This window comes from Nostoc sp. LEGE 06077, from assembly GCF_015207705.1.
Classification (GTDB): Bacteria; Cyanobacteriota; Cyanobacteriia; order Cyanobacteriales; family Nostocaceae; genus Nostoc_B.
The window spans coordinates 138,278-161,612 of the sequence record NZ_JADEWI010000002.1; the positions used below are offsets into that span (position 1 = coordinate 138,278).

General features: G+C 41.5%; 14 protein-coding genes. 7 read left to right on the forward strand and 7 right to left on the reverse strand.

Features of this window, described 5'->3' with window-relative positions:
* Positions 1-1,357 precede the first annotated feature (1,357 nt).
* The 3 genes from IQ244_RS02045 to IQ244_RS02055 all read right to left on the reverse strand — a co-directional run bounded on the left by IQ244_RS02045 (position 1,358) and on the right by IQ244_RS02055 (position 8,017).
* Positions 1,358-4,693, reverse strand: coding sequence for a DUF4912 domain-containing protein (locus IQ244_RS02045; RefSeq protein ID WP_193889407.1), 3,336 nt, complete (start codon positions 4,691-4,693; stop codon positions 1,358-1,360).
* 378 nt (positions 4,694-5,071) lie between these two features.
* Positions 5,072-6,181: a precorrin-8X methylmutase gene (locus IQ244_RS02050; protein ID WP_193889408.1), complete on the reverse strand. Its 1,110-nt coding sequence runs from the start codon at positions 6,179-6,181 to the stop codon at positions 5,072-5,074.
* Between the two features lie 447 nt (positions 6,182-6,628).
* Positions 6,629-8,017, reverse strand: coding sequence for a carotenoid oxygenase family protein (locus IQ244_RS02055; RefSeq protein ID WP_193889409.1), 1,389 nt, complete (start codon positions 8,015-8,017; stop codon positions 6,629-6,631).
* Positions 8,018-8,449: 432 nt separating this feature from the next.
* Here IQ244_RS02055 and IQ244_RS02060 point away from each other — a divergent pair, with 432 nt between their 5' ends.
* The 3 genes from IQ244_RS02060 to IQ244_RS02070 all read left to right on the forward strand — a co-directional run bounded on the left by IQ244_RS02060 (position 8,450) and on the right by IQ244_RS02070 (position 12,227).
* Positions 8,450-9,760, forward strand: a complete 1,311-nt coding sequence (locus tag IQ244_RS02060) for a lactonase family protein (RefSeq protein ID WP_193889410.1) — start codon at positions 8,450-8,452, stop codon at positions 9,758-9,760.
* Between the two features lie 812 nt (positions 9,761-10,572).
* Complete coding sequence (locus IQ244_RS02065; protein WP_193889411.1) at positions 10,573-11,691, forward strand: phosphotransferase enzyme family protein; 1,119 nt, start codon at positions 10,573-10,575, stop codon at positions 11,689-11,691.
* Positions 11,688-12,227 carry a DOMON-like domain-containing protein gene (locus IQ244_RS02070; RefSeq protein WP_193889412.1) on the forward strand — a complete coding sequence of 180 codons (540 nt, stop codon included), beginning with the start codon at positions 11,688-11,690 and terminating at the stop codon, positions 12,225-12,227. Before IQ244_RS02065 ends, IQ244_RS02070 begins: the two co-directional genes overlap by 4 nt.
* Positions 12,228-12,508: 281 nt before the next feature.
* Here IQ244_RS02070 and IQ244_RS02075 read toward each other — a convergent pair whose 3' ends face one another.
* The 4 genes from IQ244_RS02075 to IQ244_RS02090 all read right to left on the reverse strand — a co-directional run bounded on the left by IQ244_RS02075 (position 12,509) and on the right by IQ244_RS02090 (position 15,769).
* Complete coding sequence (locus IQ244_RS02075; RefSeq protein WP_193889413.1) at positions 12,509-14,119, reverse strand: ATP-binding protein; 1,611 nt, start codon at positions 14,117-14,119, stop codon at positions 12,509-12,511.
* A 189-nt stretch (positions 14,120-14,308) separates the two neighbouring features.
* Positions 14,309-14,911: a chemotaxis protein CheC gene (locus tag IQ244_RS02080; protein ID WP_193889414.1), complete on the reverse strand. Its 603-nt coding sequence runs from the start codon at positions 14,909-14,911 to the stop codon at positions 14,309-14,311.
* A gap of 7 nt (positions 14,912-14,918) precedes the next feature.
* Positions 14,919-15,284, reverse strand: a complete 366-nt coding sequence (locus tag IQ244_RS02085; protein WP_193889415.1) for a response regulator — start codon at positions 15,282-15,284, stop codon at positions 14,919-14,921.
* Positions 15,285-15,487: 203 nt separating this feature from the next.
* Positions 15,488-15,769, reverse strand: a complete 282-nt coding sequence (locus IQ244_RS02090) for an IS1 family transposase (RefSeq protein ID WP_193889416.1) — start codon at positions 15,767-15,769, stop codon at positions 15,488-15,490.
* A 143-nt stretch (positions 15,770-15,912) separates the two neighbouring features.
* Between IQ244_RS02090 and IQ244_RS02095 the strand changes: the two genes are divergently transcribed.
* From IQ244_RS02095 to mgtE, 4 genes are all read left to right on the forward strand, one after another.
* Positions 15,913-18,111: a chemotaxis protein CheA gene (locus tag IQ244_RS02095; RefSeq protein WP_193889417.1), complete on the forward strand. Its 2,199-nt coding sequence runs from the start codon at positions 15,913-15,915 to the stop codon at positions 18,109-18,111.
* 173 nt (positions 18,112-18,284) lie between these two features.
* On the forward strand, positions 18,285-18,734 hold the full coding sequence (locus IQ244_RS02100; protein ID WP_193889418.1) for a chemotaxis protein CheW: 450 nt from the start codon (positions 18,285-18,287) through the stop codon (positions 18,732-18,734).
* Positions 18,735-18,746: 12 nt separating this feature from the next.
* Entirely contained in the window at positions 18,747-20,051 is a 1,305-nt protein-coding gene (locus IQ244_RS02105; protein WP_193889419.1) for a methyl-accepting chemotaxis protein, read from the forward strand.
* Positions 20,052-20,999: 948 nt separating this feature from the next.
* Positions 21,000-22,352 (forward strand): magnesium transporter, encoded by a 1,353-nt coding sequence (mgtE, locus tag IQ244_RS02110; protein WP_193889420.1) that lies wholly within the window; start codon positions 21,000-21,002, stop codon positions 22,350-22,352.
* Positions 22,353-23,335 lie beyond the last annotated feature (983 nt).

Genomic DNA, 23,335 nt, shown 5'->3' on the forward strand with positions numbered 1-23,335 from the left:
CATAACCCGTAAATTCTCCATCTCTTTACTAATAATTTAATAATTGCTTGATTAGCACTTGAAAATTTTACGGAGACCTTACTAAACAAATAGTCCAAGATTTACATACAGCAATCAGGTTAAGATTTTACATAAATATGCGCTTATTAACCGAACATTAACTTACAGTCTGCAACCATCTTCTAGCTATTGCTGTTGACGGTAAGCAATTTATAATCTTAAGTGAATATCGTTTTTCTTATCTGTATATTTTATTTAAACGAACTTTATAGGCTGGATTATTTTTTGTATTTTATGCCATAATGAAGGCTCGCATTAACTAAGTAAAAGGTGGTGGCTGGGAAAAAGCAATCACCTTTTTTTTTACCTTAACTGGCAATAGTATTCTGTTTCATCCGCAATATTGGGAATTGAGGATAACGTCAATGGTAATGAGTATTTGCCATTTATGAGGCTTGTTAAAAAAAATGCGCGAACGCCTAAAAATATTGCCGAATAAGGATTCTGACTAAAAAACAGATATATTTTGAAGCCTAGATTAACTGCTTATAATATTCATATTTTCGGTGATAGCCAATGTATATTTTATGACAATACTGGCTATTTTCTGGTATGATGATGCAACAATATTTCAGGTTTGAACAACGATTAATTCGGAGAAATTACATACTTTATTGGCTTTGATTGTTACTATAAATTAGTTAATTAGCCAGTTTAGTATTCAGAATATATTTTAATATTTTATCTTGGCTTTAAAAAGAGAGCAATTTCATTTAATTTTCATTTTTATAAAAAATACTATTTGCAATATCCTGCATTTTAATAATCCATCTTTAGGGAGATAAGGATTTCATCTAATTTTCATTTTTGTCGAAAAATAAATTAACAGCTATTAACAAAGTAATCAATAATTTCATTTTATGTCTTTAGGGAGATAAATATTTCATTTAATTTTCATTTTTGGACAATGCGACTTGATATATATCTTTGGCTGGATGAGGATTTCACTTATTTTTCATTTTCTTAAACGAATTTACATATTTTCACTTATACAAGTGATTGCTGGGAATATGTTAGTTAGAGGTATAGTTCTCTGCTTGAAGTCCTCTTATACCAATTCTCCAGGAAGATAGCAGTTAATTTTTTTACGAACCGCCAAGAACGCCTTCGCGCAGCGTCTCGTAGAGAAGAACGCAGAGAGTCTGCATAAGCCCTAAAGTTTTAGATGTTTTTATGAAAAAATCCAGCCCCTTTCCAATGCGGAAGGGGGCTGGAGGAGAGGTTATTCGAGCATGACTGAAGTGGTGTTATGAGGAATCAGGGACAGACTTGATTTCCTGTTCTCTGTTTTTAACAACTATGCTTCTGGCAATTCTTGGGAGAACTTTTTATGAATTATTTTGGATTTTTCACCATCAGCTGCAACCGCAGTCATCAGATAGTCAATCAAGTTTTCTGAGAAGGGAACGCGTAGGTGGAATGTGCCATCTGGTTTGAGGGCGATGGGATTACCCGCAATATTCACCGTTGCATTGGGTTCGGTTGCACCGTGGATGATTAACTCTGCATCGGCGACAAACCAGAAATCGCGTTGGGGACGGCTGAAGATGCGAACCGCTGTAGAACGGGCAATTGTCACCCAAGCATCACCTTCTGTCCCATAGCCGAGTTCAATCATATAATCGCGATCGCTCGTAGGAATTGCCACATAGCGGTCGTGGGTGATTTCTTCGCATTCATACTGCTGAATCAATTGCGGTGGCTGATAACTCATGTCGATATCAGTCGCATCATACAGCCGCAATGCTAATTGCAGGATTCCGGCATTTTGCAGCATTTGTTTGCGGGTGTCGGAAAGTTCCCAAGCAGCATAAGCCCATTTAGGTGTGCGTGGTGTCAAGGTAATACTGCTATTGTCTATTGGTGAGGGTGATGGCTGATCTAATGTTGGTAGATGCTCATCTTCTGTATAGAGAGGGCTGAAGACACGGACAATTGGAGAACGGGCTATGCTGACCCAGCGATCGCCAACAATCAGGTAGCCAATTTCTACAATGTAATCATGATCAGCTATGGGAATACCCACAGAGCTTGCAGATGTGGCGAAATCAAATTCGTATTGCTGGACGAATTGCGGCTGCTGATAACTCATATCAATGTTGGTGACATCATAAAGCCGCAAAGCTAATTGGAAGATTCCCGCATTTTGCAGCATTTGCTTGCTTGTGTCGGAAATATGCCAAGAGATATCAGCTAATTGATGGGTGCTAGGTGTCAAAGTTACAGTGCTTGTCTCATCAACTAACACTAAATTTGCTGCTTTAGGACTTATATAAGCACTCCCAAAGACACGCGCAATCTGGGAATGAGCCAGCGTTACCCAGCCGTTATCTGCGGTTTCGTAACCAATTGCGGCAACGTAATCGCGTTCAGTTTGAGGAATCGCCACCGAGCCGCCAGATGTAGTGATTTCACATTCATACTGCTGCACCAAGTGGGGCTGCTGATAACTCATGTCAATATTGGTGACATCATAAAGCCGCAAAATAAATTGGGATAACCCAGCATTGTGAAGTATTTGCTGACCAGTTGCGGAAATTTCCCAAGTCACATCAGATAGATCATGAGTTTTTGGTGTGAGAGTGACACTGCTGTGAGGGTCAGCGATCGCTAAAATTTCGGTTGTGGTAGTAGTTGGTATTTGCTCTGTTGACTCTGGTGGATTAACTCCCGACCAGTCTCCCACCCCTGCACCTGGTAAACTTTCTGAATTATTCACAATCAACTCCTCTGTTGGTTCTAGCTCAGGTTCTGCTGCATCTGCGACGAAATTCAATTTCTCGATTTCTGGGTCTAATTGCGAGTTTTCTGCTGTGACATCTTCAGTCAGTTCAAAGCCCCAATCATCCTCATCCATTGAGTTTTCGGGAATTTCTGGCAAGTCGAGAGTTGCGTTTATCTCTGTTTCCGGATGATTAACTTCTGCTACTGGGGTAATTGGTTCTGGGGGAACTTCGACTGTCGCGGCTGTTTCTTCTGGCTGGTCAGATATTGTTGATGATTCTGAATTCGCGGTGGTTTTCGACCTATCTATAATGGGCGGATAAGCCGTGTTGACCACTGAGGCTGGTGCTTCCATATCCCACGGCGATATGCCAAGATCGTAGCCATTGTCTTCAGTTTGATGGTTTTCTGATTCTTTGCCGACAATGATTGAACCGATCACGGTTCCTGCCCCAACAGCTAAAGCTGCATCGGCTGCTGAAGCTGGGATAGTACCTTCCAGCACATTAGCACCATTGTAAGAACCATTGCCATTAGCCCAATTAGCCGGAGAAACTTCCGCTATCGGTTCACTAATTGCCGTGGTTTCCATTGCTGGGGCTATTTCTGGTGCCGGTGGCTGAGGATTTGCAGGTGGTGTATCTTCTGCGATGGGGGAACTCGATGGACTAGTTCTAATCATCCACAACAACAATCCAGCGATCACACCTACAGGTAATAGCAACCACCACAGGGGTATTTGTCCTTGAGCAATGGGATTATTCGCCGCAGGAGGTAGTGCTTGCTGTTCGCCTGTTGTAGCTGGGGCGATGGAAGCAGGGGCTTGCTGTCCGCCTGATGTTGCATCTGGGACGGTGGAAGCAGGTGTTTGCTGTACTGCTGATGCTGTCGGGGCGGTAGTTGCTACTGGTACAGTTGTCGTAAAGGGAGAAACACTAGCTTGGGGTGTGGCTTCGGGAGAAGATGGGGGATTGACAGCTAACAGTAGGGTAGGAGATTCACCTTTAGCGATCGCCTCTGCTTCTTCTGTTCTAGCTGTTTCTATAGCTTGTTTTCCTGGTTTTGCTAAAGCAAAGCCGAGAAAACCTGCGACAGCGGGGCTAGGATTTTTTTTATAAACGTAAACTAAAGGTTGAGAGAAAGGATATTTCGGATCATTGGGCAAGGCTTGATGTAATTGCAGTACCCGCACCCCAGGTAATTTGCTGATTTGATTGACTCTGGCGTAACTAATGCCATCTTTGCCGAGTTGTTTGACAATTTCGGCAGTGTTATCTTCTGTTAATTTAGTAGCCGTATCACCTGTAGCAAATTTTGCTGCCTTAAATACTGGGTAGTTGTTGAGAGCTTGGCGGGTATCGCTAGTATCTGGGCGATCGATTACCCGAATTTTGCCTGCTGGCCCTCCCAACTGTGACCAATCAGTCACACTTTTACCGCGGAAAATTCTGGCAAATTGTTTATCAGTCAAGCTGCCTTTAAAAGGATTTTCTTCACCAACAATGATGGCAATTTTCTCTCGGTGTAAGCGGACTTGTTCTAAACCTTGGGCTTTTTCTTCGGGAGTTAAACCACGCCCAATGGCCGCTATATCCGTTTTTCCCTCAAGTACAGCTTTAATTGCCGCATCTGTACCGTTATTAGCCACTTCTACTTTTGTGCCAGCAAACTGTTTCTCAAAACCTGCTTTGAGGTTTTGGTTGATCAGCGCCAAACTACTGGAACCATCAACACGCACCGTAGATCCATTCTCCACTGTTTGTGGCAGTGAGAAAGAGGGAGTGTCAGTGGCAGATTGTGCCAAGACTGGTGCCGACACAAACAGAGTAGCTGCCATTGGGGAGGTAGCTAAAGCTAATGTTAATACCAGGTTGACGATCGCACTATCTTTTTTTTGTTGTTGCCCCATATGCTCCTAATCCAAGGTACAGAAAACAGCTAACCGGCCAGTCCTCAATGTGATTTTGTTATCCAGGAGGAGACGCGCTAATTATACATCTGGTGTCAAGTTTCTTTGAAAATTGGGTAATCTACGTATCCGAATCTATACTGTGTTTTACTTTATCTTGACTTTTGCCATTATTCATGGTCTGTTTAGTTTCTTTAAACCATTTAATAGCTGACATACTTTAAAATCTAAGTTATTTCTTATTGTCGATGTCGATGTAGTTAACACATTTATTACCAATTAGCCCAGGATTATTTCACAAAAATATACACGCCAATGAGAAAATAGGCGAGGGAAAAAATTAAATATTATTACCGTTAATTACTCAGTACTCAGTACCTACTCCCCACTCCCCGATAAATAACAATGGCAATCTGGCTTTTCAATTAAAGACTCAACCAAGGCATTGAGGGTAGTTGCAGCCAGCAAACCACCGCCTAAAGTCCCTTCTACGGTAATCGCCGGAATTTTTTGTTGCAGAAGTTGGCGTTTGGCTGCGGGAGAGTGACTAAAGCCGATAGGCATTCCAATCACTAGGGCGGGTTGAATTTTCTGCTGTTTGATGGCGTTGCAGGCGGCGAGGAGAACCGAAGGTGCATAACCAATCACTAAAATGCAGCCATTGGCAACTTGCTGTAATTTTTCTTGCCATTCTTGATGTTGCCAAAATTCCTGTTCGGCCTCTGTGGCGGTGGTGATGTGGGGATTGTTAATTAAAGTAGTAACGCGACAGCCTAAATGAGCTAATCTGGTTTGATCTAAAGCTGCCGCAACAGTAGGAATATCAACAAAAATCTCACAGCTGGCAGATAAGGCTTGACGACTAGCCGCGATCGCCCCGCCACGCACTCTGACAAAAGATGCTAAACTCACATCACCGCAAGCTAAAACCAACTGAGATATTAGGTGTTGTTCAATTTCCGAACGGTGAGATAAATCAGGTAACAACAGCTTTAGCGATTCGGCAAATGCTTCTGAGTGGGTATGTACCTCTGCATCTAAACCACTCCAAAGTTTTTCCAGTCCACCTAAGCCAACTTGGGTTTCGACTTCTAACAATTTCAGTTGAGCTAACACTTCCGCCTGCATAATTTGACAATGGCGATCGCGTCCTAATAATCCTTCTAAGGCTGAGGCTGTTTGTCGCAGTTGGGCAATTTGCTGCATAATCGCCCAATACTGTTGTTGTAATTGGGCGGTGAGATTTTCGGTTTCTGGTTCCATCTCCAAAATATTGCGGATGTGGTTGAGTTGGAACCCTTGCTGCTTCAGCGCCACAATTCTTTGCAGCCGAATCACATCTTGTTCAGTGTAGAGACGATAGTTACTGGGCGATCGCACTGGTTGCGGCAACAGCCCCAATTGATGATAATGTCTCACCATCCGGGGAGTTATCCCACCCCCCACCGCTTCTGTGAGTTCTTTAATTGTTAAGTCACAAGTTTTCATGTATGTGCAATACAACCTTTCTCTTGTAGGATAAACTTTCTAGTTCATCCCAAGAGAACTTCACGCCGTGTAAAACTACACAAGTCAAAAATTTTCATGTTCAACCACATCCCGCCTAGAACTAAAGTTCCAGGCTCATAGCCCAAGTCCACAAAGCGTGGACTGGAATATATTTCTGGTTAAGTTATCTTCAGATGACTTGCGCTATGAGACTCGGAATTCATTCCGAGGCGCGACAGATGCACTCAACGAACATTTGTGTGTACACCGTAGCCTGCCTTCTGCTATAAAACCTTAATTTCTCGTTGATATCTCATGCTCTATACTCTATACACCCCTCTCCGACGCGGAGAGGGGTTGGGGGAGAGGTCAAAGAAGACTTGTCGAACTCACATTAACTTAGGCAATGATGGGCAAAATTAAGGGCGGGTAGCCCCGCCCAATTAACTAAAATCCTTGTAACTGTTTTTCAGTCACCCACGCAGCATGAAACCCATAAGGGACACGTTGGGGAATTAGCACCCGCGCCACAGGTTCAGCAGTAATATCTTGAGCATTCAACACTAACAATTCGGAAGTATTGACTGTCTCATCGTGAACAAAGGTCATCAACCAACCATCATCTTCAGCCGTGGCGTTGGAACGTGGGACAAATACAGACTCACCGCCATAACGTCCTTGCCCAAATAGATTAATTTGGGATGTACCACTCTGAAAATCGTATTTCATTACGCCTTCAAACAACGGTACGGGAGTAGCTGCGCTTTTATTAACGTAGCCATAGCGAGTTTGTCGCCCTAAGAAATTCTCGTTAACGCGAGGAAATTCCCCGGCGTGATCATCTAACCTAGACTCAGACACAGCCCCAGTATTCAGGTTAAACCGCCATTGATGTAGTCGGGGAATATTGGCATCTGGATCTTCAATACCACTAAAACCCAACACCGAAGTTGAACTCATCCGACAAGCGATAAGTACAACTTCATCACCTTGTTCGTAGGCGTTCAAGGTATGAAACACGTAGCAAGCCGGACTCTCAAACCAGCGAATATTGCTGTTATCGCCATGACGTGGGAGAATGCCAAAAAGACTGGGGCGATCGCTCTCAAACATGATCATTGGTTTTCCCTGCTGCATCCGTTCTGGGCGGATAGTTACGGGTAAATCCATGAAAATGGTGTAATTTTCTGTGATGGCGAAATCGTGCATCATCACAGGTGCGGGAATTTCAATGGGTACAGTCGATAACAACTCACCAGCGGCGGAAACTATGCCGTATTGCAAATATGGCGGCATAAACGAATAGCCAAAGAATACCATTTCTCCAGTAATTGGGTCTACTTTGGGATGGGCGGTGAAAGCAGACGTTAGTTTGCCATTATATGTGTACTCACCAATTGTCTTTAACTCAGGAACCTGAATTGCATGAGGCGCACCAGCTTCCCACACGGCTAATAACTGCCCGCCATGCCAAACTAAGGCTGTATTGGCAGCATTTCTCGATATCTGAGGATGATCAGCCTGTGGTGGTTCTAGCAGCCCAGTGAAAATTGCCTTACCTGCGTCATGTTCTGCTTGCCATTTTTGCGTCTGCACATAGCGGTTGCGATAAACTGCTTTACCCTCGCTAATTCTCACACCGTGGAGCATCCCATCTCCATCAAACCAGTGATACTCACCAATGGGCGAGTATTGAGGGTTAGGGCCATTCCGCACAAACATCCCTGATAGTTCAGGCGGTAGTTCACCAATTACTTGCAGGTTGTCCGCCGTAATTTCTTCTTGAATGGGTGCAAAGTTGCCATCAAGATATGGATTCACCAATGTTTTGCTCATAATGTCGTCTATGAAATTCTGTAAATTTGCCAGAGTACTTAATTTAATGATGACAATATCAAAGCAATACTTCAGTGTTGAGACAGAAACTGAAAGTTAAATTGCAAAAACTTGTATCTACGCTATATCTACACCTAATTGTTTGCGTGTCCTGTAGAACTCAGCATAAACAAAATCGAATTGCCATTCAAATTCAGTATGATCCACAAACAGAAAATTTGGGACTGAGCAATTTGCATAAATTTTCGGATCAACTCCGATATCTTTACAGAAGGCTTTGTTACAATTGCTGGACTTATCATAAGTTTTTTTTATACTTGCAAACAAGGCAAATTTAGATCACTTGCAATGCAAGGTCAGAAATAAATTCTAAAACTTTGTTCATAAAACTGGCAATTGCCACCAAGTCTGTCATTTATGCAGGATAGATTGATGAATATTACCTCTAAAACTAGCAAGGCTAATCGTCAGCCTTCTAAAATTTGGCTGACAATCAGTGGCTTGAGTGCGGTTCTGTTAACTGGCGGATTCGCAGTTAAAGGTGCTGATGCCAATTGGTACCAATGGTATCGTTCCACTGGTGTTGTTTACACCCAAAGCAATATTCCAACTCCAAATGGCAACTCTATTCTTGGGTTCCGACGCGATGCCTTGGGTACGCTCACACCATTACCCACTCCCTCTTTTCCCACAGGAGGTGCAGGTATTCCTTTTGCTCCCATCGTTGGAGGTGGGCCTGTTGCTGTTACTGACTTAGCGTCCGATCAACAAGTGATTGTTAACCCCGAAAAAACATTGCTTTTTGCTGTGAATTCGGGATCAAATACCATTGCTGTCTTTGACATCCATAAAGATGGTAGTCTTTCCCCTGTGCAGGGGTCTCCGTTCCCCAGTGGTGGAGTGGAGCCGGTTAGCCTAGGTCTAGCAGGTGATATTTTGTCTGTAGTTAATCAGAACTTGTTACCTCAGATTCCATCTCAAGAAGCCAGCGATTCTCAACCGAACTATACTACCTTCCGTGTGAATCCCAATGGCAAACTGATACCTATCCCAAATTCTACCGTTTCAGTTCCCAAAGGTTCTCTGCCTACCCAAGCCCTCATTTCGCCAAATAAACGGTTGCTATTTGGTGTGGACGGTGGGACTGGCTTACTGCGCTCTTTTAAAATTCTTCCCAACGGTCGTCTGCAACAAAGCCCGACCTCACCACAACCGCTACCTACATCAGCATTCCCTCCAAATCCAATAGGTCTCACGCTAGGACTCCAAGTTAATCCCCGACAGCCAATCTTGTATGTTGCCTTCACACTCAGCCAGCAATTGGGGGTTTACTCTTACGGGCCAGAAGGGGATCTGCATCTGCTTAAAACCGTACCTAATTCGGGTGCATTTATCTGCTGGATTGCTATTAACCGGGCTGGAACCCGTCTGTACACCACTAACCCTGGGGACAATAGTGTGAGTGTTTATGATATTGCAAAAGATCCAAGCACACCAGTAGAAATTCAGAAGGTTACACTCAAAGGCCCGATTGGTAATGGTAGCGCTCAACTAACTTTAGACTCTACAGAATCATTTCTGCACGTTGTTGCTCAACCAATTACGAATCCTCCATCTGCGAATAATGGCATCTCGGTACTAAAGGTCAACCAATATAACGGGACTTTAACTGAAGTGCCTTCCTCACCCAAGTTAATACCCTCAGCAAATAACAGCTTTCCACAAGGAATTGTTGCTAATTAAGATCAAGAGATAACTCGCTGCTTCATCAGCTTCGGATAAACCTTACAACGCCAGTAGGGTGCGTTAACAACGTTAGCGCACCCTACAAGAATTAATAGATTTTTTACAAAAGTAGATATTTTTAAATAAAACCTACCGATGCAAACCTATGAAATATTGATAATTTCCCCAGCGTTGATACTTTGAGTAAATAGCTACGCTGCGAATATATACTTATTATTTAAATTTATGATTGTTGATGCCCCTTGGCATCGCATTCTTTATGCCAACACCTTTTGAGCAATCCAATCCGCCAGCTATGGGCGAATCGATTGGGGTTTAATTCTAATTTAGAATCACGGCTAAACAAGGGTTGGTTAAGATACTGCCAAAAGGGAAATTTAATTTTGGTGTGTTTTTCTGCCATAGTATGAGGAACAAATGAAATATATATAAGCGATCGCGTTATAGCAGTAGTGGAAATTTTTACTAGAAACTGCCACTTACTGATTTTCTAGTTAAAGATGACATGATAACTATTCAGTTGTCCTGGTGACAATTGCGGAATTTTACGTAAAGTTTTCTGTCCAGTTCGTTAGACTCAAGACGATGCTCAAAGTTCCTAAAGCTGAATACTGCGTGGTTGTGACTGCCATCTTTAGCATTTGTACTGAGTTCGTTGCTCATATAATGCCCTTTAGGAAAAGAATAGTAACAAAAACTTCCCAAATATTTAGGTTTCTCCAACTATTTACACCCTAAAGCCAACACTTGAGTTACCATTTCTGCTATTGCTTTTGTGGATTTTGCGTGGGGAGTAGTCAAACATAAATATGGCCACAGTTATCAGTAAGCAGAGCTTGGAGCATCTAGTTGTCACTGCCGAGCAATTTGTCATTCAGGGTAAGGTTAAGAGTGTGGCTGCGTTTGGCAGTGGTAATATTAATGACACTTTTCTCGTCACCCTTGATTTTGCGCCATTACAGCATTTTGTCTTGCAACGCATCAATACTCAAGTATTTCGCCAGCCGCAACTGATTATGCAGAATATGCGGATTTTTAGCGATCATGTTTATCAGCGTTTACAACATACACCCCTCAATCGTCGCTGGGAATTACCACGGGTACTGTCAACTCAGGATGCTCAAGATTATTGCATTGATGCTGATGGCTCTTTTTGGCGGGCAATTAGTTTTATTCAAAATTCACAGTCTTTTGATACGATGCCAAATATTGGCTATGCCACAGAAATTGGCTATGCCTTGGGGATGTTTCACAATTTGATCAGCGATTTACCACCAGAAAAATTTGCCGATACCCTTGCAGGTTTCCACATTACACCGCTTTACTTGGGTCAGTATCAAGAAGTTTTAGCAAACTCTCGTCCGTCATTATCGCCTGAAGTTAATTATTGCTTGCAGTTTGTCAGCGATCGCACCACTTTTGCACATATCCTGGAAAACGCCAAAGCTCAAGGTCAATTACCGTTACGCTTGATGCACGGTGATCCCAAAATTAACAATGTACTGTTTGATACGTCCACTCAAAAGGCTGTCAGCGTGATTGACCTGGATACGGTGAAGCCAGGATTAGTACATTACGACATTGGCGACTGTTTGCGCTCTGGTTGCAATCCGGCTGGGGAAGAAACTGAGCAGTGGGATAGTGTTTATTTTGATACGGATTTATGTCAGGGAATTTTACAAGGTTATCTGGCGGTGGCTAAGGCGTTTTTGACGGAGAATGATTATGCCTATATGTACGCTGGGATTCGTTTGATTGCTTTTGAATTAGGGCTGCGATTTTTTACCGATTACTTAGCCGGAAACATCTATTTTAAAGTCAAGCACCCAGAACACAATTTAGCAAGGGCGATCGTTCAGTTTAAGCTCACCGAAAGTATCGAATCTCAAGAAAGCCAGATTCGCAAGATTATTCAGGATATGCAATGAACGAGCAAAAATTCAGTTTGCAACCCTTTCCATCAAATAATTTGCTCCCAAATGTACAAATTACTGGTAATATCGCCCGAAATGATCATCAACTGACGATTACTTACAACCTCTGCGGTGATTTAACAGAAATTATCATTGCGTCACCATCTGATACACCAACCCGCAAAGATGAACTGTGGCAAGATACCTGCTTTGAGTTTTTTGTGGGGATGAAGGACTCTCAACAGTATTGGGAATTTAACCTCTCTCCCGCCGGACACTGGAATCTCTATCGTTTTGCTGGCTATCGTCAAGGAATGCAAGCAGAAACAGCTTTTACTGTTCTGCCATTCTCAGTGGAACATCAAGACGAGATTTTCACCCTGAATTTAGATGTGGATTTGGCTAAAATTGTGCTTTCAGAGCAAGCTATTGATGTCGCAATTACGACTGTGATAAAACAAAAAAACCATCAAATGTCTTACTGGGCATTAGCTAATACAGGTGCTGAAGCTGACTTTCATTTGCGGGATAGTTTTTTAATTCGGTTGTGAATTAAGCAGGGGACAGGTTAGAGGTGACAGGTGACAGAGTTAAAAGTCTTTTATTGTCTAAGTTTTATCGCTTACCGATGTCCTAACTACCTTGGCTACAGCTATAGATACAGAAAGCAAATCTCAAATCCTATGAGGGGTCTAACCCATCAGGGGGTTAACCCCGCAGTCAAAATGAAACTAGCAAAAATACAATTTTAGTAATCGATTACTTTGTTCAGGGTTTTATAGGCTATAAATTAAAGCGATCGTTACCACGGAACGGCGATCGCTTTTTATTTTTAAATAAGTCCAGCAATGGCAGCAATTAATTTTATCGGATCGGCGGGTTTGGCAATATGCAGTTGAAATCCTGCGGCGAAAACTAGTTGTTGTGTTGTCTCGGCGGCGTAAGCTGTCAGGGCGATGGCGGGAATTTGCCCACCTTGATCAACTGGAAGCGATCGCAGTTTGCGTATTAAAGCGTAGCCATCAACATCAGGCATACCTAAATCACTTAACAATAAATCTGGCAAAGATTGGGCGATGGATTCTAGGGCTGCATGGGCGGAATGTGCTGTGGTGACAATTGCCCCTTGCTGTTCTAAGAAAAAGGCGAGAAACTCTCTTGTGTCAACATCATCATCCACTACTAACACCTTGATGCCTTCTAGGGGTAGAGAAAGCATGGCAAATGGATAGGAATTACCAGCAACTTTTGTTTGTTCTTTGACTAACTCTCGATTTTGTGGCTGGGCTGGTAAACAAACTGTAAATGTTGCGCCTTGTTCTTCTCCAAGACTTTCCGCCCAAACTCTGCCACCATGTAATTCAACTAGCTGACGAACAATGGCCAAACCCAACCCTAATCCCCCAGATCTGCGGGTGATGCTACTATCTGCTTGACGGAAATACTCAAAAACGAATGGTAAAAACTCAGGACTAATACCCTTACCTGTATCCTGAACTTGGATTTGGGCTTGAGAATCAATCTGTTTTAAGTCAACGGTAACTAGTCCACCCTCTGGGGTAAATTTGACGGCATTGGATAGTAAATTCCAAATTACTTGTTGCAAGCGACCGCTATCACCTTTTACCTTACCGATGGTGGGATCTAGATGCAGTTTAATTTGAATTGATTTGGCTTCTGCTGCCAATTGCACTGTTTCTAAGGCAGATTCAATTGTAGAAACGAGATTAACGTTTTCTAAATTCAGTGATAACTTCCCGCGCAAAATCCGCGAGATATCTAGTAAATCATCAATTAATTGCACTTGTAATTCGGCATTACGTTCAATAGTCTCCAAGGCGCGATCGGTGGCGGCGGCGTTTAAGGTGCGTTTCCGCAATAGCTTGGCCCAACCTAAAATCGGATTCAGGGGCGATCGCAGTTCATGAGACACTATCGCCAGAAATTCATCTTTAATGCGGTTGGCGGCTTCTGCTTCTTCTTTGGCTTGCTGGCGTTCTTCAGCGACAGCTAAAGCTTGATCTCGTAAATTCTTGTACTCTTGCACTCTAAAGGTTAAATCTGTCACATCTTGAATGGAAAACAGTGCATAGAATCCCTCTCCATCTAATGCCGGTACACCAGTAACTGTGGTGTGTTGAATGCGGTATTTATCTTGCGGTAGCGGTACAGGAATAACATATTTATGCAACTGCGAAGAAAAAATGGTTGGCGGCCCGCCTTCAAAAATTTGCTTTAACCGGATAGCATAACGGGGTTGATTCAGATGGGGAAAATAGTCATCAATGGAACTTCCTAAAATCTTATTTCTCAAGATTTTTGTCCATTCTTCCAAACAACAGTTCCAAAATAAAACAGTGTGATCTGTATGTAAAACAAAAGCCCCCAAGGGAATTTGATCTAACAGGCTAAATTTTTCCTGGGCTTGCTCAATTTTGTTCATCTTCTCACACTATTTTTAATTCTTTGCCTATCAAATTAATGTAAGTATTCAGGAGTCAGAATTCAGGAGTCATAAGGTTTAAAGAATCAGGAGAAATATTTGATGAATTAATTTGCTAATCCTCTAGATATTTCTAAATTCTGGCTTCTGACTCCTGGGTGCTGAATTCTTACAAACTAATTAAAATTTTCACATTGCCATTTCTTTGTTAATCGCCTTGATTAACGCATCAAATGTTCCTACTTCAAAAATCAAAATAATATCACCAATTAGTTCTAATTTTTCAATAGCGAAACGTGCTTGTGCTAGTAAAATTTTAGTAGCATCGTTGGCATTTGTAGATAATAAATTATCAATTTTGTCTTCCAAATAAACAGGTATTGTGTAATTCATGTGCTGCTTCAACACATTACTAATTGAACCCATGACTCCATTAATTACAATATTACCAATTTCGCTTAGTGTACCAATTTTAACCGCATCTAAATCAGCAGAACCTGCTTCTTCTCCCGTGAGAACTGCCACCAATGTGGATGCACTTTCTGTCGGAAAAATTAACCCAGCCGTACCATAAAAAGAGCCTGTAAAATTTAGTTTGACAGATGATAAACTAGCATCATCAAACCGGGCTGTTAATTCTTGATAAGCTTGGGAGGCTGTTAAGACTTTGACAAAGGGAATTTCCAAATGAATGTGTGAATCTACCATCTCATTCAGTAGACTGGCGGCTCGACCAACTCCAATATTAATTAATTCTTGTAAAGCATCTAGTTGATCTACTGTCACATTCATAGGAGATTTATTCCTTTGTAGTTATAGCTTGCTGAACCACTTGGCGTAATTCTTGTTCTTTTGGCGGTTTATTGATAAAGTTAACTGCCCCTAAGTTATAGCTTTGATTCCGTGCGCCCTCTTGAATATCTGCTGAAATGATAATTGTGGGAACTTTTAACCCTTCATCTTGTAAAGCTTGGAGAAACTCAAAGCCGTTCATATCTGGCATAAGTAAATCAGCTAACACGCAATTAGGTTGACGTTTGTGGACTATTTCTAATCCTTCACGCCCATTTGTTGCTTCCAATATTTCATAACCATCTACTTGCAAAAACTTGCGAATCATTCTTCGAGAAAAGGCAGCATCATCAATAATCAATACTAAACTCATCAGCTTTACCCTGCAATTTTATTGTTCATACTTATTTATTTTAGATTGATAATTTTCCTGAGCAATTTGGTTAAATAAAACGCAGAATAGCGAAATTCATTTTAATTTAAATATAACTTATTTTTATGAAAATTTAACATAATTAATATGTGTGGATAAAGAAACTGTGCTGAAACCATAATGCTACTTTCTGGAGAGTCTTGTCAATTTTTTGGGGATTGGGAAATATTATTGATTGTTGACTGGGCTTGACGTAACCAATGTAGAACAGTTGTGTGGTGAATCTCTGTGACTCGTTCAATTTCCCGGAGGCTCATCCCATTGAGATGCATTTTTAAGCAAAGTTGCTTGATATCATTTGAATAACACCAAGGTTTGTATGATTCGAGAAACTGACGACCACACTGTTTACATTTGTAGCATTGTCTGTTTTGGCGACGACCATTCTTAGCAGCTTGAGTTGAATGGCAACGAGGACATTGCATATCTATCTCAGACTTAATTATTGGGGACAACATTATCTTTTCAGCATTAACTACTGCGAACATCTTTCTTCCGAAATATCTCTAATGATTTTAAAAATATTAAGATTAAGACAAAAGATATAAATTTATCGTTTATCAAACTAATGGAGTTAACAGAAATTGACAACGATGATCTAGAAGCATTTCTCGTGGAAAGCAATGAAGGGTTGTCTCAAATTGAAAGGGACATCATAGAGCTAGAGAAAAACTCTGTTAATAGAGAAGCTTTAGATCGGATTTATCGCTCACTCCACACGCTCAAAGGAAACTGTGGCTTTTTGCCTTTTCCTAAGCTGGAGTCACTAGCCCATGCGGGAGAAAGTTTAATCTCATGTTTGCGCGATCGCTTTACACAATCGCTAGAGAGTCAAGAATTAAATCTTGGTAAAAGCGATCGCCAATTTACAGTCACACCACAAATCATCAGCACCTTACTGCAAACAGTAGATAGCATTCGTCAACTGCTATCCCAAATAACAACCACAAAGTCTGAGGGTAATGACGATTATTCTACACTTATCCGTGCTTTAGCGGAATTAGCAGAAACTCAACAGGTCGTCACTGTATCCTCATTATCTCCAGCGCTCCAGCCTAGCGAACTAGCAGAAACCACCATCACAGGTGCAGAATCGGCGCATATCCGCGTAAATGTGAGTTTACTAGATCAGATGATGAACTTAGTGGGTGAATTGGTTCTAACCCGGAACCAAATGATGGGATTTGCTGATAAATATCAAGATGGTAGTTTTGCGGCGATTTATCAGCATCTCAACTTGATTACAGCCCAGTTACAGACAGGCGTGATGAAAACTCGACTGCAACCAATCAGTACGATTTGGCAGAAATTCCCGCGAGTAATTCGAGATTTAGCGATCGCACATGGTAAACAAGTTGCAGTAGAAATCCAAGGCGCAGATACAGAAGTTGATAAAAGTATTATTGAAGCGATTAAAGACCCCTTAACTCATTTAGTCCGTAACTGTATTGATCATGGCATTGAATCACCAACCGAGCGAACTACTGTTGGGAAGCCAATCACGGGAAAGCTATTTCTGAAAGCCTTTTATGAAAATAGCAAAGTCAATATTGAAATAGGCGACGATGGACGCGGTTTATCCATAACCCAACTCAAAAGACGGGCGCAGCAACTCAGCTTCGTTAGTTCTGCACAGGCGGAAATCATGAACGATGCAGACGCGATAAATTTAATTTTTTTACCGGGTTTTTCCACCTCAGAACAGGTAACAAACCTTTCTGGGCGTGGCGTAGGGATGGATATTGTCAAAAGTAATATTGATAAAATTAACGGCAGTATTGAAATTGATAGTCAGCCAGGAAAAGGTACTAGATTTAAACTCAAAATTCCCCTGACATTGACAATTATTCCTGCATTAATTATCAGGAGTAATGGCGATCGCTATGCTATCCCCCAAGCCAGCCTCCAAGAGTTGGTGCGCTTAGAACCAGAACAAGCACTTCAACAAATTGAAATATTTTACGACGTACCAGTCTACCACCTGCGTGGTCATCTCATCCCCTTAGTTTATCTCAATCAAGTCCTACACCCATCAAATTCTCCCCATTCAGCACCCATCGAACCCTCCCCACTCAACCTCATAGTTATCCAAGCAGATAACTATCAATTTGGACTGGTTGTCGATGCAGTGGAAGATATTCAAGATATCGTTGTCAAACCTTTAGGAAAGCAATTAAAAGCCCTATCTTTGTTTACGGGAGCCACAATTATGGGCGATGGCCAAGTAGCATTAATTATTGATGCAGCAAATTTGGCAACACAAGTTAAACTGCACGAAAAACAACAGCTATTATCTAGTATTACCGGGACAACTATTTCCCCAGAATTAGAGGAACGCCAATTAATTTTACTGTTTCAAGGGACTCCAGGCGCACCGATGGGGATTCCCGTGGCGATCGCCTTTCGGCTAGAAGAAATTAAGCGTGCTGCTGTCGAAAAAGTGGGTAATCAAGCTGTGGTGCGCTCTTCTGGCAGAATTTTACCTTTAATTGACCTGAAAAACATATTTCCTAGTGATCAGCCAACGCCTAGTCATGAAACTGAGACACTGCAATTAGTGATTGTCTCTCCCAACCCTGAACTAAGTGTTGGCTTAGTAGTTGAGCGCATTGTGGATATTGTAGAAGAACCACTGACAATTAAAGGTATCCCTAGTAGACCGGGGGTTTTGTGTTGTGCTGTAATTCAAGGGCAAATCACAGAAATATTGGATGTTGAAGCTGTGATTAAGATGGCTAACCCCTATTTATGGCAATTAACTCAGTAAAAATTCAAAAGATCATCCCCATAAATAAATTCAGGGAATTTGATAATGAATGATATATTGTTTTTCACGCTGTACCATCTCGAAACAAATGTTTTTACTTCGTTCCCTAAATAAACTTAGGGGCTACAAAGCATTTTGATTTTTATTTTTTTTGCCTTGTTTAGAGAGCGATCGTGGCTGAACAACAACTCTGCACTTTTTGGTTAAATAAAATTTACTTTGGCATTGATGTGCGGCAAGTTCAAGAAGTAATTCGTCCCCAAGTGATAACTCGTGTACCTTTAACACCACCAGATATTTGTGGATTAATTAACTTGCGCGGACAAATTATTCCGGTCATCGACTTGCAGCAGCGATTAGATATGGGTAAATCAGCTAGGCAGAACATTCAGCTAGAAGAACCCCAGGGGTTTAATATCGTTGTATGTTCTGATAGTGAAGTAGTCAGTTTACTTGTCGATGATGTTGGAGATGTTTTAGAATTTCCCGAAAACACCTTTCAAGCTCCACCAGCAACCCTACAAGGTAGAATGCGTCAGATACTGACGGGAGCTTATCCACTTGCAGAAGGGTTTTTGTTAGTTGTTGACACAGAAAAAATTCTCAACGTTAAAGTAATTTAGGAGCTATTGGCAATGGCTACAAACCGGGCTGGCAAAACAGTCAACTCTAAATCTCCTGCTGCAAATGGTGCAGAACCAGTACAAACTCATCAAAATACAACAGATATCCAACTGCAACCTTTATTAGCAGCACTTAAAACCGCCAAAAATGGCGATTTTACCGTCCGTTTAGCCATTGAGGACAATGGTTTAGCTGAAATTGCCACAGTTTTTAATGAATGGGTAACTTTGAACCAAAATGTCAACAACGAAGTGGCGCGTTTAGCCTCAGAGATTGGTACAGAGGGAAATTTAGATTCTCAAGCTGTGGTCAAAGGTGCTAAAGGTTCTTGGCAAGAATTACTCAACAACGTCAATCAAATGTCTGCAAATATCTCCGAGCAGATTAAAAGTATTAGAGAAGTTACCCTTGTGGTTGCTCAAGGAAATTTATCCCAGCATATCGAAGCCGACAACGCCGGAGAATTTAAGCAGCTGACCGATAATGCCAATCAGATGATTAGCCGTCTGAGGTCTTCTATCAGACAAATGGCAGATGTCGCCACAGCCGTTGCATCTTCTGCGGAAGAACTCACCGCAGTCAGCAAAGAAATGACTGAAAATGCCAAACAAACCTCAGAACAAGCAAATTCCGCCTCTGCTTCAGCAGAACAAGTGAATCAAAATAGCATCACAGTTGTAACGGCAGTAGAAGAGATGAATGCCAGCATTCGAGAAATTGCCAAAACTGTCGCCGAAGGGGCAAAAGTTGCCAATCAGGCCGTCAAAACTGCCGATCGCACCAATGAGACAATAAATAAACTCGGTCAAAGTAGTTCGGAAATTGGCAAAGTAATTAAAGTTATTACATCCATTGCCCAACAAACAAACTTACTCGCACTCAACGCCACAATCGAAGCCGCTAGAGCCGGTGATGCTGGGCGAGGGTTTGCTGTCGTTGCCAACGAAGTCAAGGAATTAGCCAAACAAACAGCCAAAGCAACCGAAGATATTAGTCAACGCATTGAAGCAATTCAAACCGATACTCAAGGTGCAATGGCTGCAATTGGTCAAATTACTGACATTATCAACCAAATTAACGACCTGCAAAGCACTATCGCCAGCGCTGTGGAAGAACAAACTGCAACCACTAATGAAATTGCCCGCAATATAGCCGAAGCCGCCCAAGGCACAACAGATATTGCCAAAAGCATCGGCATTGTGGCGCTGAACGCTCAAACTACCACCATTGGAGCCAGTAATACCTCAGCCGCCGCCGCCGAATTAGCCCGGATGGCGGTAGATATGCAAAAAGTTGTGACGCAGTTTAAGTATTAACCAGATGGAATAGCTCACAAGTATAGGTTTTTGACAAAGGAGTGAGTGCAGGTTTGTCATTAGTCATTAGTCCCTTGTTCTTTGTCAATACAAGTGACTAATGAGAATCAATATCTTACCTAGAGGTATAATTTATTTCCCAAAGATCGAATTTATTGAAGAGTAGATTGAAAGCGGTAGAAAAGAGTTTGGTGTGTAAGTTTAACTAGCTAAAAAATGGTGATCTATTAAAACAGAATATATATGTCTATCGTCGTTAACAAGTACATAAATTATACCCCCACTATTTTCTAATTTCAAAAAAATATATCCGGGCAAATTAGAAAAATCCACACACAATGTAAAATGACATTTTATTTGACCTTTCAATATTGAATACTTAACTGTAATTTCCCTAAACTAGCTGGTGCAAGACGTAAGCACACACAAGTTATCATTAACCACCTATAATAAATGAAAGAAACACTGTTTCTTGCCTGAAACCTCTACACCTTTGTATCCTTCTACCCCGATATTTCTGAAAATTTGTGTTTGCCAACAGTTCTAGAGTTGAGAATTTTAGTCAGAACCCATCACTATATCCATAGTCTTCAAATAAATACTAATTAGTGCCTGTAAATATTTTGAATTTGTGAATTTTGCCAGTAAATATCTATATTTACTTGACACAAATTTTAGCAATAGTAAAATCGACACTAGCTAACAGAAAATCAAGGTTATTCATGCTGTACTTGTACGGAATATCACAGAATTAGTACATAGATACTGAAAATTGATCAGATCGTACGATTCCGGGTTACGATAATCAGTTAGCGATGCCTTGATGGGCAATCGATATTGAGTTGTTGAGATTTTATGGACAAAAGTCCACAAGACGGCAGTACGAACCTCCTCTAAGCTAGTGAGCGTGTCTCTCGGCGTGGGGGAGGCACATAGGAGGTATTATGTATGCTCACACAGGACATTCGTGATTCACTGCTTGATGTCACCGATTTAAATCAACTCAAATGTGATTTAAATCGACTACAACCCGTGGATGTCGGAGAATATATTGCTCAATTACCCGAAAAACAACGGGCGATCGCTTTTCGTCTCCTCAATAAAGCCCAAGCAATTGACGTTTTTGAATATCTACCCACTGATTTGCAGGAAGAACTAATTAATTCACTGCATGATGTTCAGGTAGTGCAGATTGTTGAAGCGATGAGTCCCGATGAACGGGCAGAATTATTTGATGAGTTACCGGCTGGGGTAGTTAAACGGTTATTACAACAGTTAAGCCCTGAACAAAGGCAAGCTACAGCCACAATTCTCGGTTATCCCGAAGGTACGGCTGGCCGAGTAATGACTACAGAATATGTGCGGTTGCAAGAAGGCTTAACTGTCGGTGAAGCTTTAAGCAAAATTCGCCGCCAAGACGAAGACAAAGAGACAATTTACTATGCCTATGTTACAGACAATAACCGCAAACTTGTCAGAGTAGTTTCCTTGCGTCAGTTATTGTTTACCTTCCCCGATGTTTATATTCGGGATATTGCCAGCGATCGCGTTCTTAAGGTAAAAACAGAAACACCGCAAGAAGAAGTTGCCCAAATCATGAAGCGTTACGACTTAATCGCTATCCCCGTAGTTGACAGGGAAGATCGATTAGTCGGCATCATCACCATTGATGATGTAATTGATATTTTAGAAGAAGAAGCCACCGAAGATATTCAAAAATTAGCCGGGGTAAGTGGTGATGAAGAGGCTTTGTCTCCTCCCTTAGTCACCATGCGGAAGCGCTTACCGTGGTTGTTGGCAATTATGGCATTGTATATAGGAGCGGCAAGTGCGATCGCTCCTTTTCAATCAGTGATTGCGGCTGTCCCAGTTTTAGCCGTGATCATGCCAATTTTTTCTAACACCGGCGGGACTGTGGGAATTCAAGCCTTAACTGTGACAATTAGAGGTTTAGGTGTAGGTGAAGTCACACCCAGAGATACTTTCAAAATTCTCCGCAAAGAAATTCTCGCTGGCTTAGGTACAGCGGTAGTTTTAGCCTTAACTATGATGGCGCTGTCGATGATTTGGGCGAAACCTCAAGAAAGATGGGTGGGTTTAGTTGCAGGCACAGTCATGGCTACTAATACAATGGTGGCTGTGACTCTCGGTACACTACTACCAATGGGTTTAAAACGCCTGAAGCTTGATCCAGCCTTGGTAAGTGGGCCGTTAGTCACCACTATGCTAGATACTATTGGCTTTTTAACCTTCCTGACTTTAATTTCTGTAGCTTTACAGGTTTTTCATTTTCCTCAATAATTACCGCAAAATCCAAGATTCATATCATATCCGGCAAGTTACTTGTGTGTCCGCCGCTATTCAATCGCCTAGACTCTGCGATTATAGCGGTTTGCAGTTGAGTGGAATACAGACCTAACCCCTAACCCTTTCCCTTGTAGGGAAGGCTACTGTGTACACACCAGTCAAAAATTTTTATGTTCAATCACATCCCGCCTAGAACTAAAGTTACAGGCTTATAGCCAAAGTCCACAAAGCTTGGACTAGAAGACATTTTTGGTTGAGTCATCTTGAGATGACTTGCGCTATGAGACTCGGAATTCATTCCGAGGCGGGATAGATGCAACACACGAATATTTGTGTGTACACCTTAGCCTACAAGGGAAGGGGAATAAAACCTGTATTTGTATAGCCGTAGCCAGATTATTTAGGACATTGGTAAAGGATAAAACCTAGATAATATAAGACTTTTAACTCTGTCACCTGCCATATCATCTATAAAGAGAAACGACCTTAATGATAAGTATTTCACCAGACACAATATTACAATGCAAACGCATCTTAACTTAATGTGAAATTCAGTTTGATAGCGGATGATGTCTGGTATGCTAAATTAATACTAAGACTTACGCAAAAACAGCTAAAACTCTATTCCCTACGTTTTTCCTCTGTGGTTCTGTGTTCCGTGTCCTGTGTGTAAGTCCTGAGTTTAAGTATATTAGTGACGAAGACATCCATGTTTGAGATGAACAGTAAATGTTCAAAGCCTCAAAACTATTGCGTCAATACTATCATTCAAGTTTAGGTGTTGCTAATTAGTGCAATGAATTTTGTTTCGAGCTAAGACGCGAAGCATGGATCTTTATGCAATAGTTTAGGAATACCTGCAATTTGATTAGATTTAGAGTTTAGTTTTTCCTCAAACTAATTCTTGAGAATTTTTCTCAACTCTCAGTATTGATTAATTATTGTGAGTGAAATTTTGTTAAATCTATTTACTGTTT

Coding starts and splice junctions, on each gene's coding strand:
- IQ244_RS02095 (WP_193889417.1), top strand. CDS start 15,913: ATGGAGTTAACAGAAATTGACAACGATGATCTAGAAGCATTTCTCGTG.
- mgtE (WP_193889420.1), top strand. CDS start 21,000: ATGCTCACACAGGACATTCGTGATTCACTGCTTGATGTCACCGATTTA.
- IQ244_RS02055 (WP_193889409.1), bottom strand. CDS start 8,017: ATGAGCAAAACATTGGTGAATCCATATCTTGATGGCAACTTTGCACCC.
- IQ244_RS02075 (WP_193889413.1), bottom strand. CDS start 14,119: ATGAACAAAATTGAGCAAGCCCAGGAAAAATTTAGCCTGTTAGATCAA.
- IQ244_RS02065 (WP_193889411.1), top strand. CDS start 10,573: ATGGCCACAGTTATCAGTAAGCAGAGCTTGGAGCATCTAGTTGTCACT.
- IQ244_RS02085 (WP_193889415.1), bottom strand. CDS start 15,284: ATGAGTTTAGTATTGATTATTGATGATGCTGCCTTTTCTCGAAGAATG.
- IQ244_RS02060 (WP_193889410.1), top strand. CDS start 8,450: ATGAATATTACCTCTAAAACTAGCAAGGCTAATCGTCAGCCTTCTAAA.
- IQ244_RS02045 (WP_193889407.1), bottom strand. CDS start 4,693: ATGGGGCAACAACAAAAAAAAGATAGTGCGATCGTCAACCTGGTATTA.
- IQ244_RS02080 (WP_193889414.1), bottom strand. CDS start 14,911: ATGAATGTGACAGTAGATCAACTAGATGCTTTACAAGAATTAATTAAT.
- IQ244_RS02105 (WP_193889419.1), top strand. CDS start 18,747: ATGGCTACAAACCGGGCTGGCAAAACAGTCAACTCTAAATCTCCTGCT.
- IQ244_RS02090 (WP_193889416.1), bottom strand. CDS start 15,769: ATGCAATGTCCTCGTTGCCATTCAACTCAAGCTGCTAAGAATGGTCGT.
- IQ244_RS02050 (WP_193889408.1), bottom strand. CDS start 6,181: ATGAAAACTTGTGACTTAACAATTAAAGAACTCACAGAAGCGGTGGGG.
- IQ244_RS02070 (WP_193889412.1), top strand. CDS start 11,688: ATGAACGAGCAAAAATTCAGTTTGCAACCCTTTCCATCAAATAATTTG.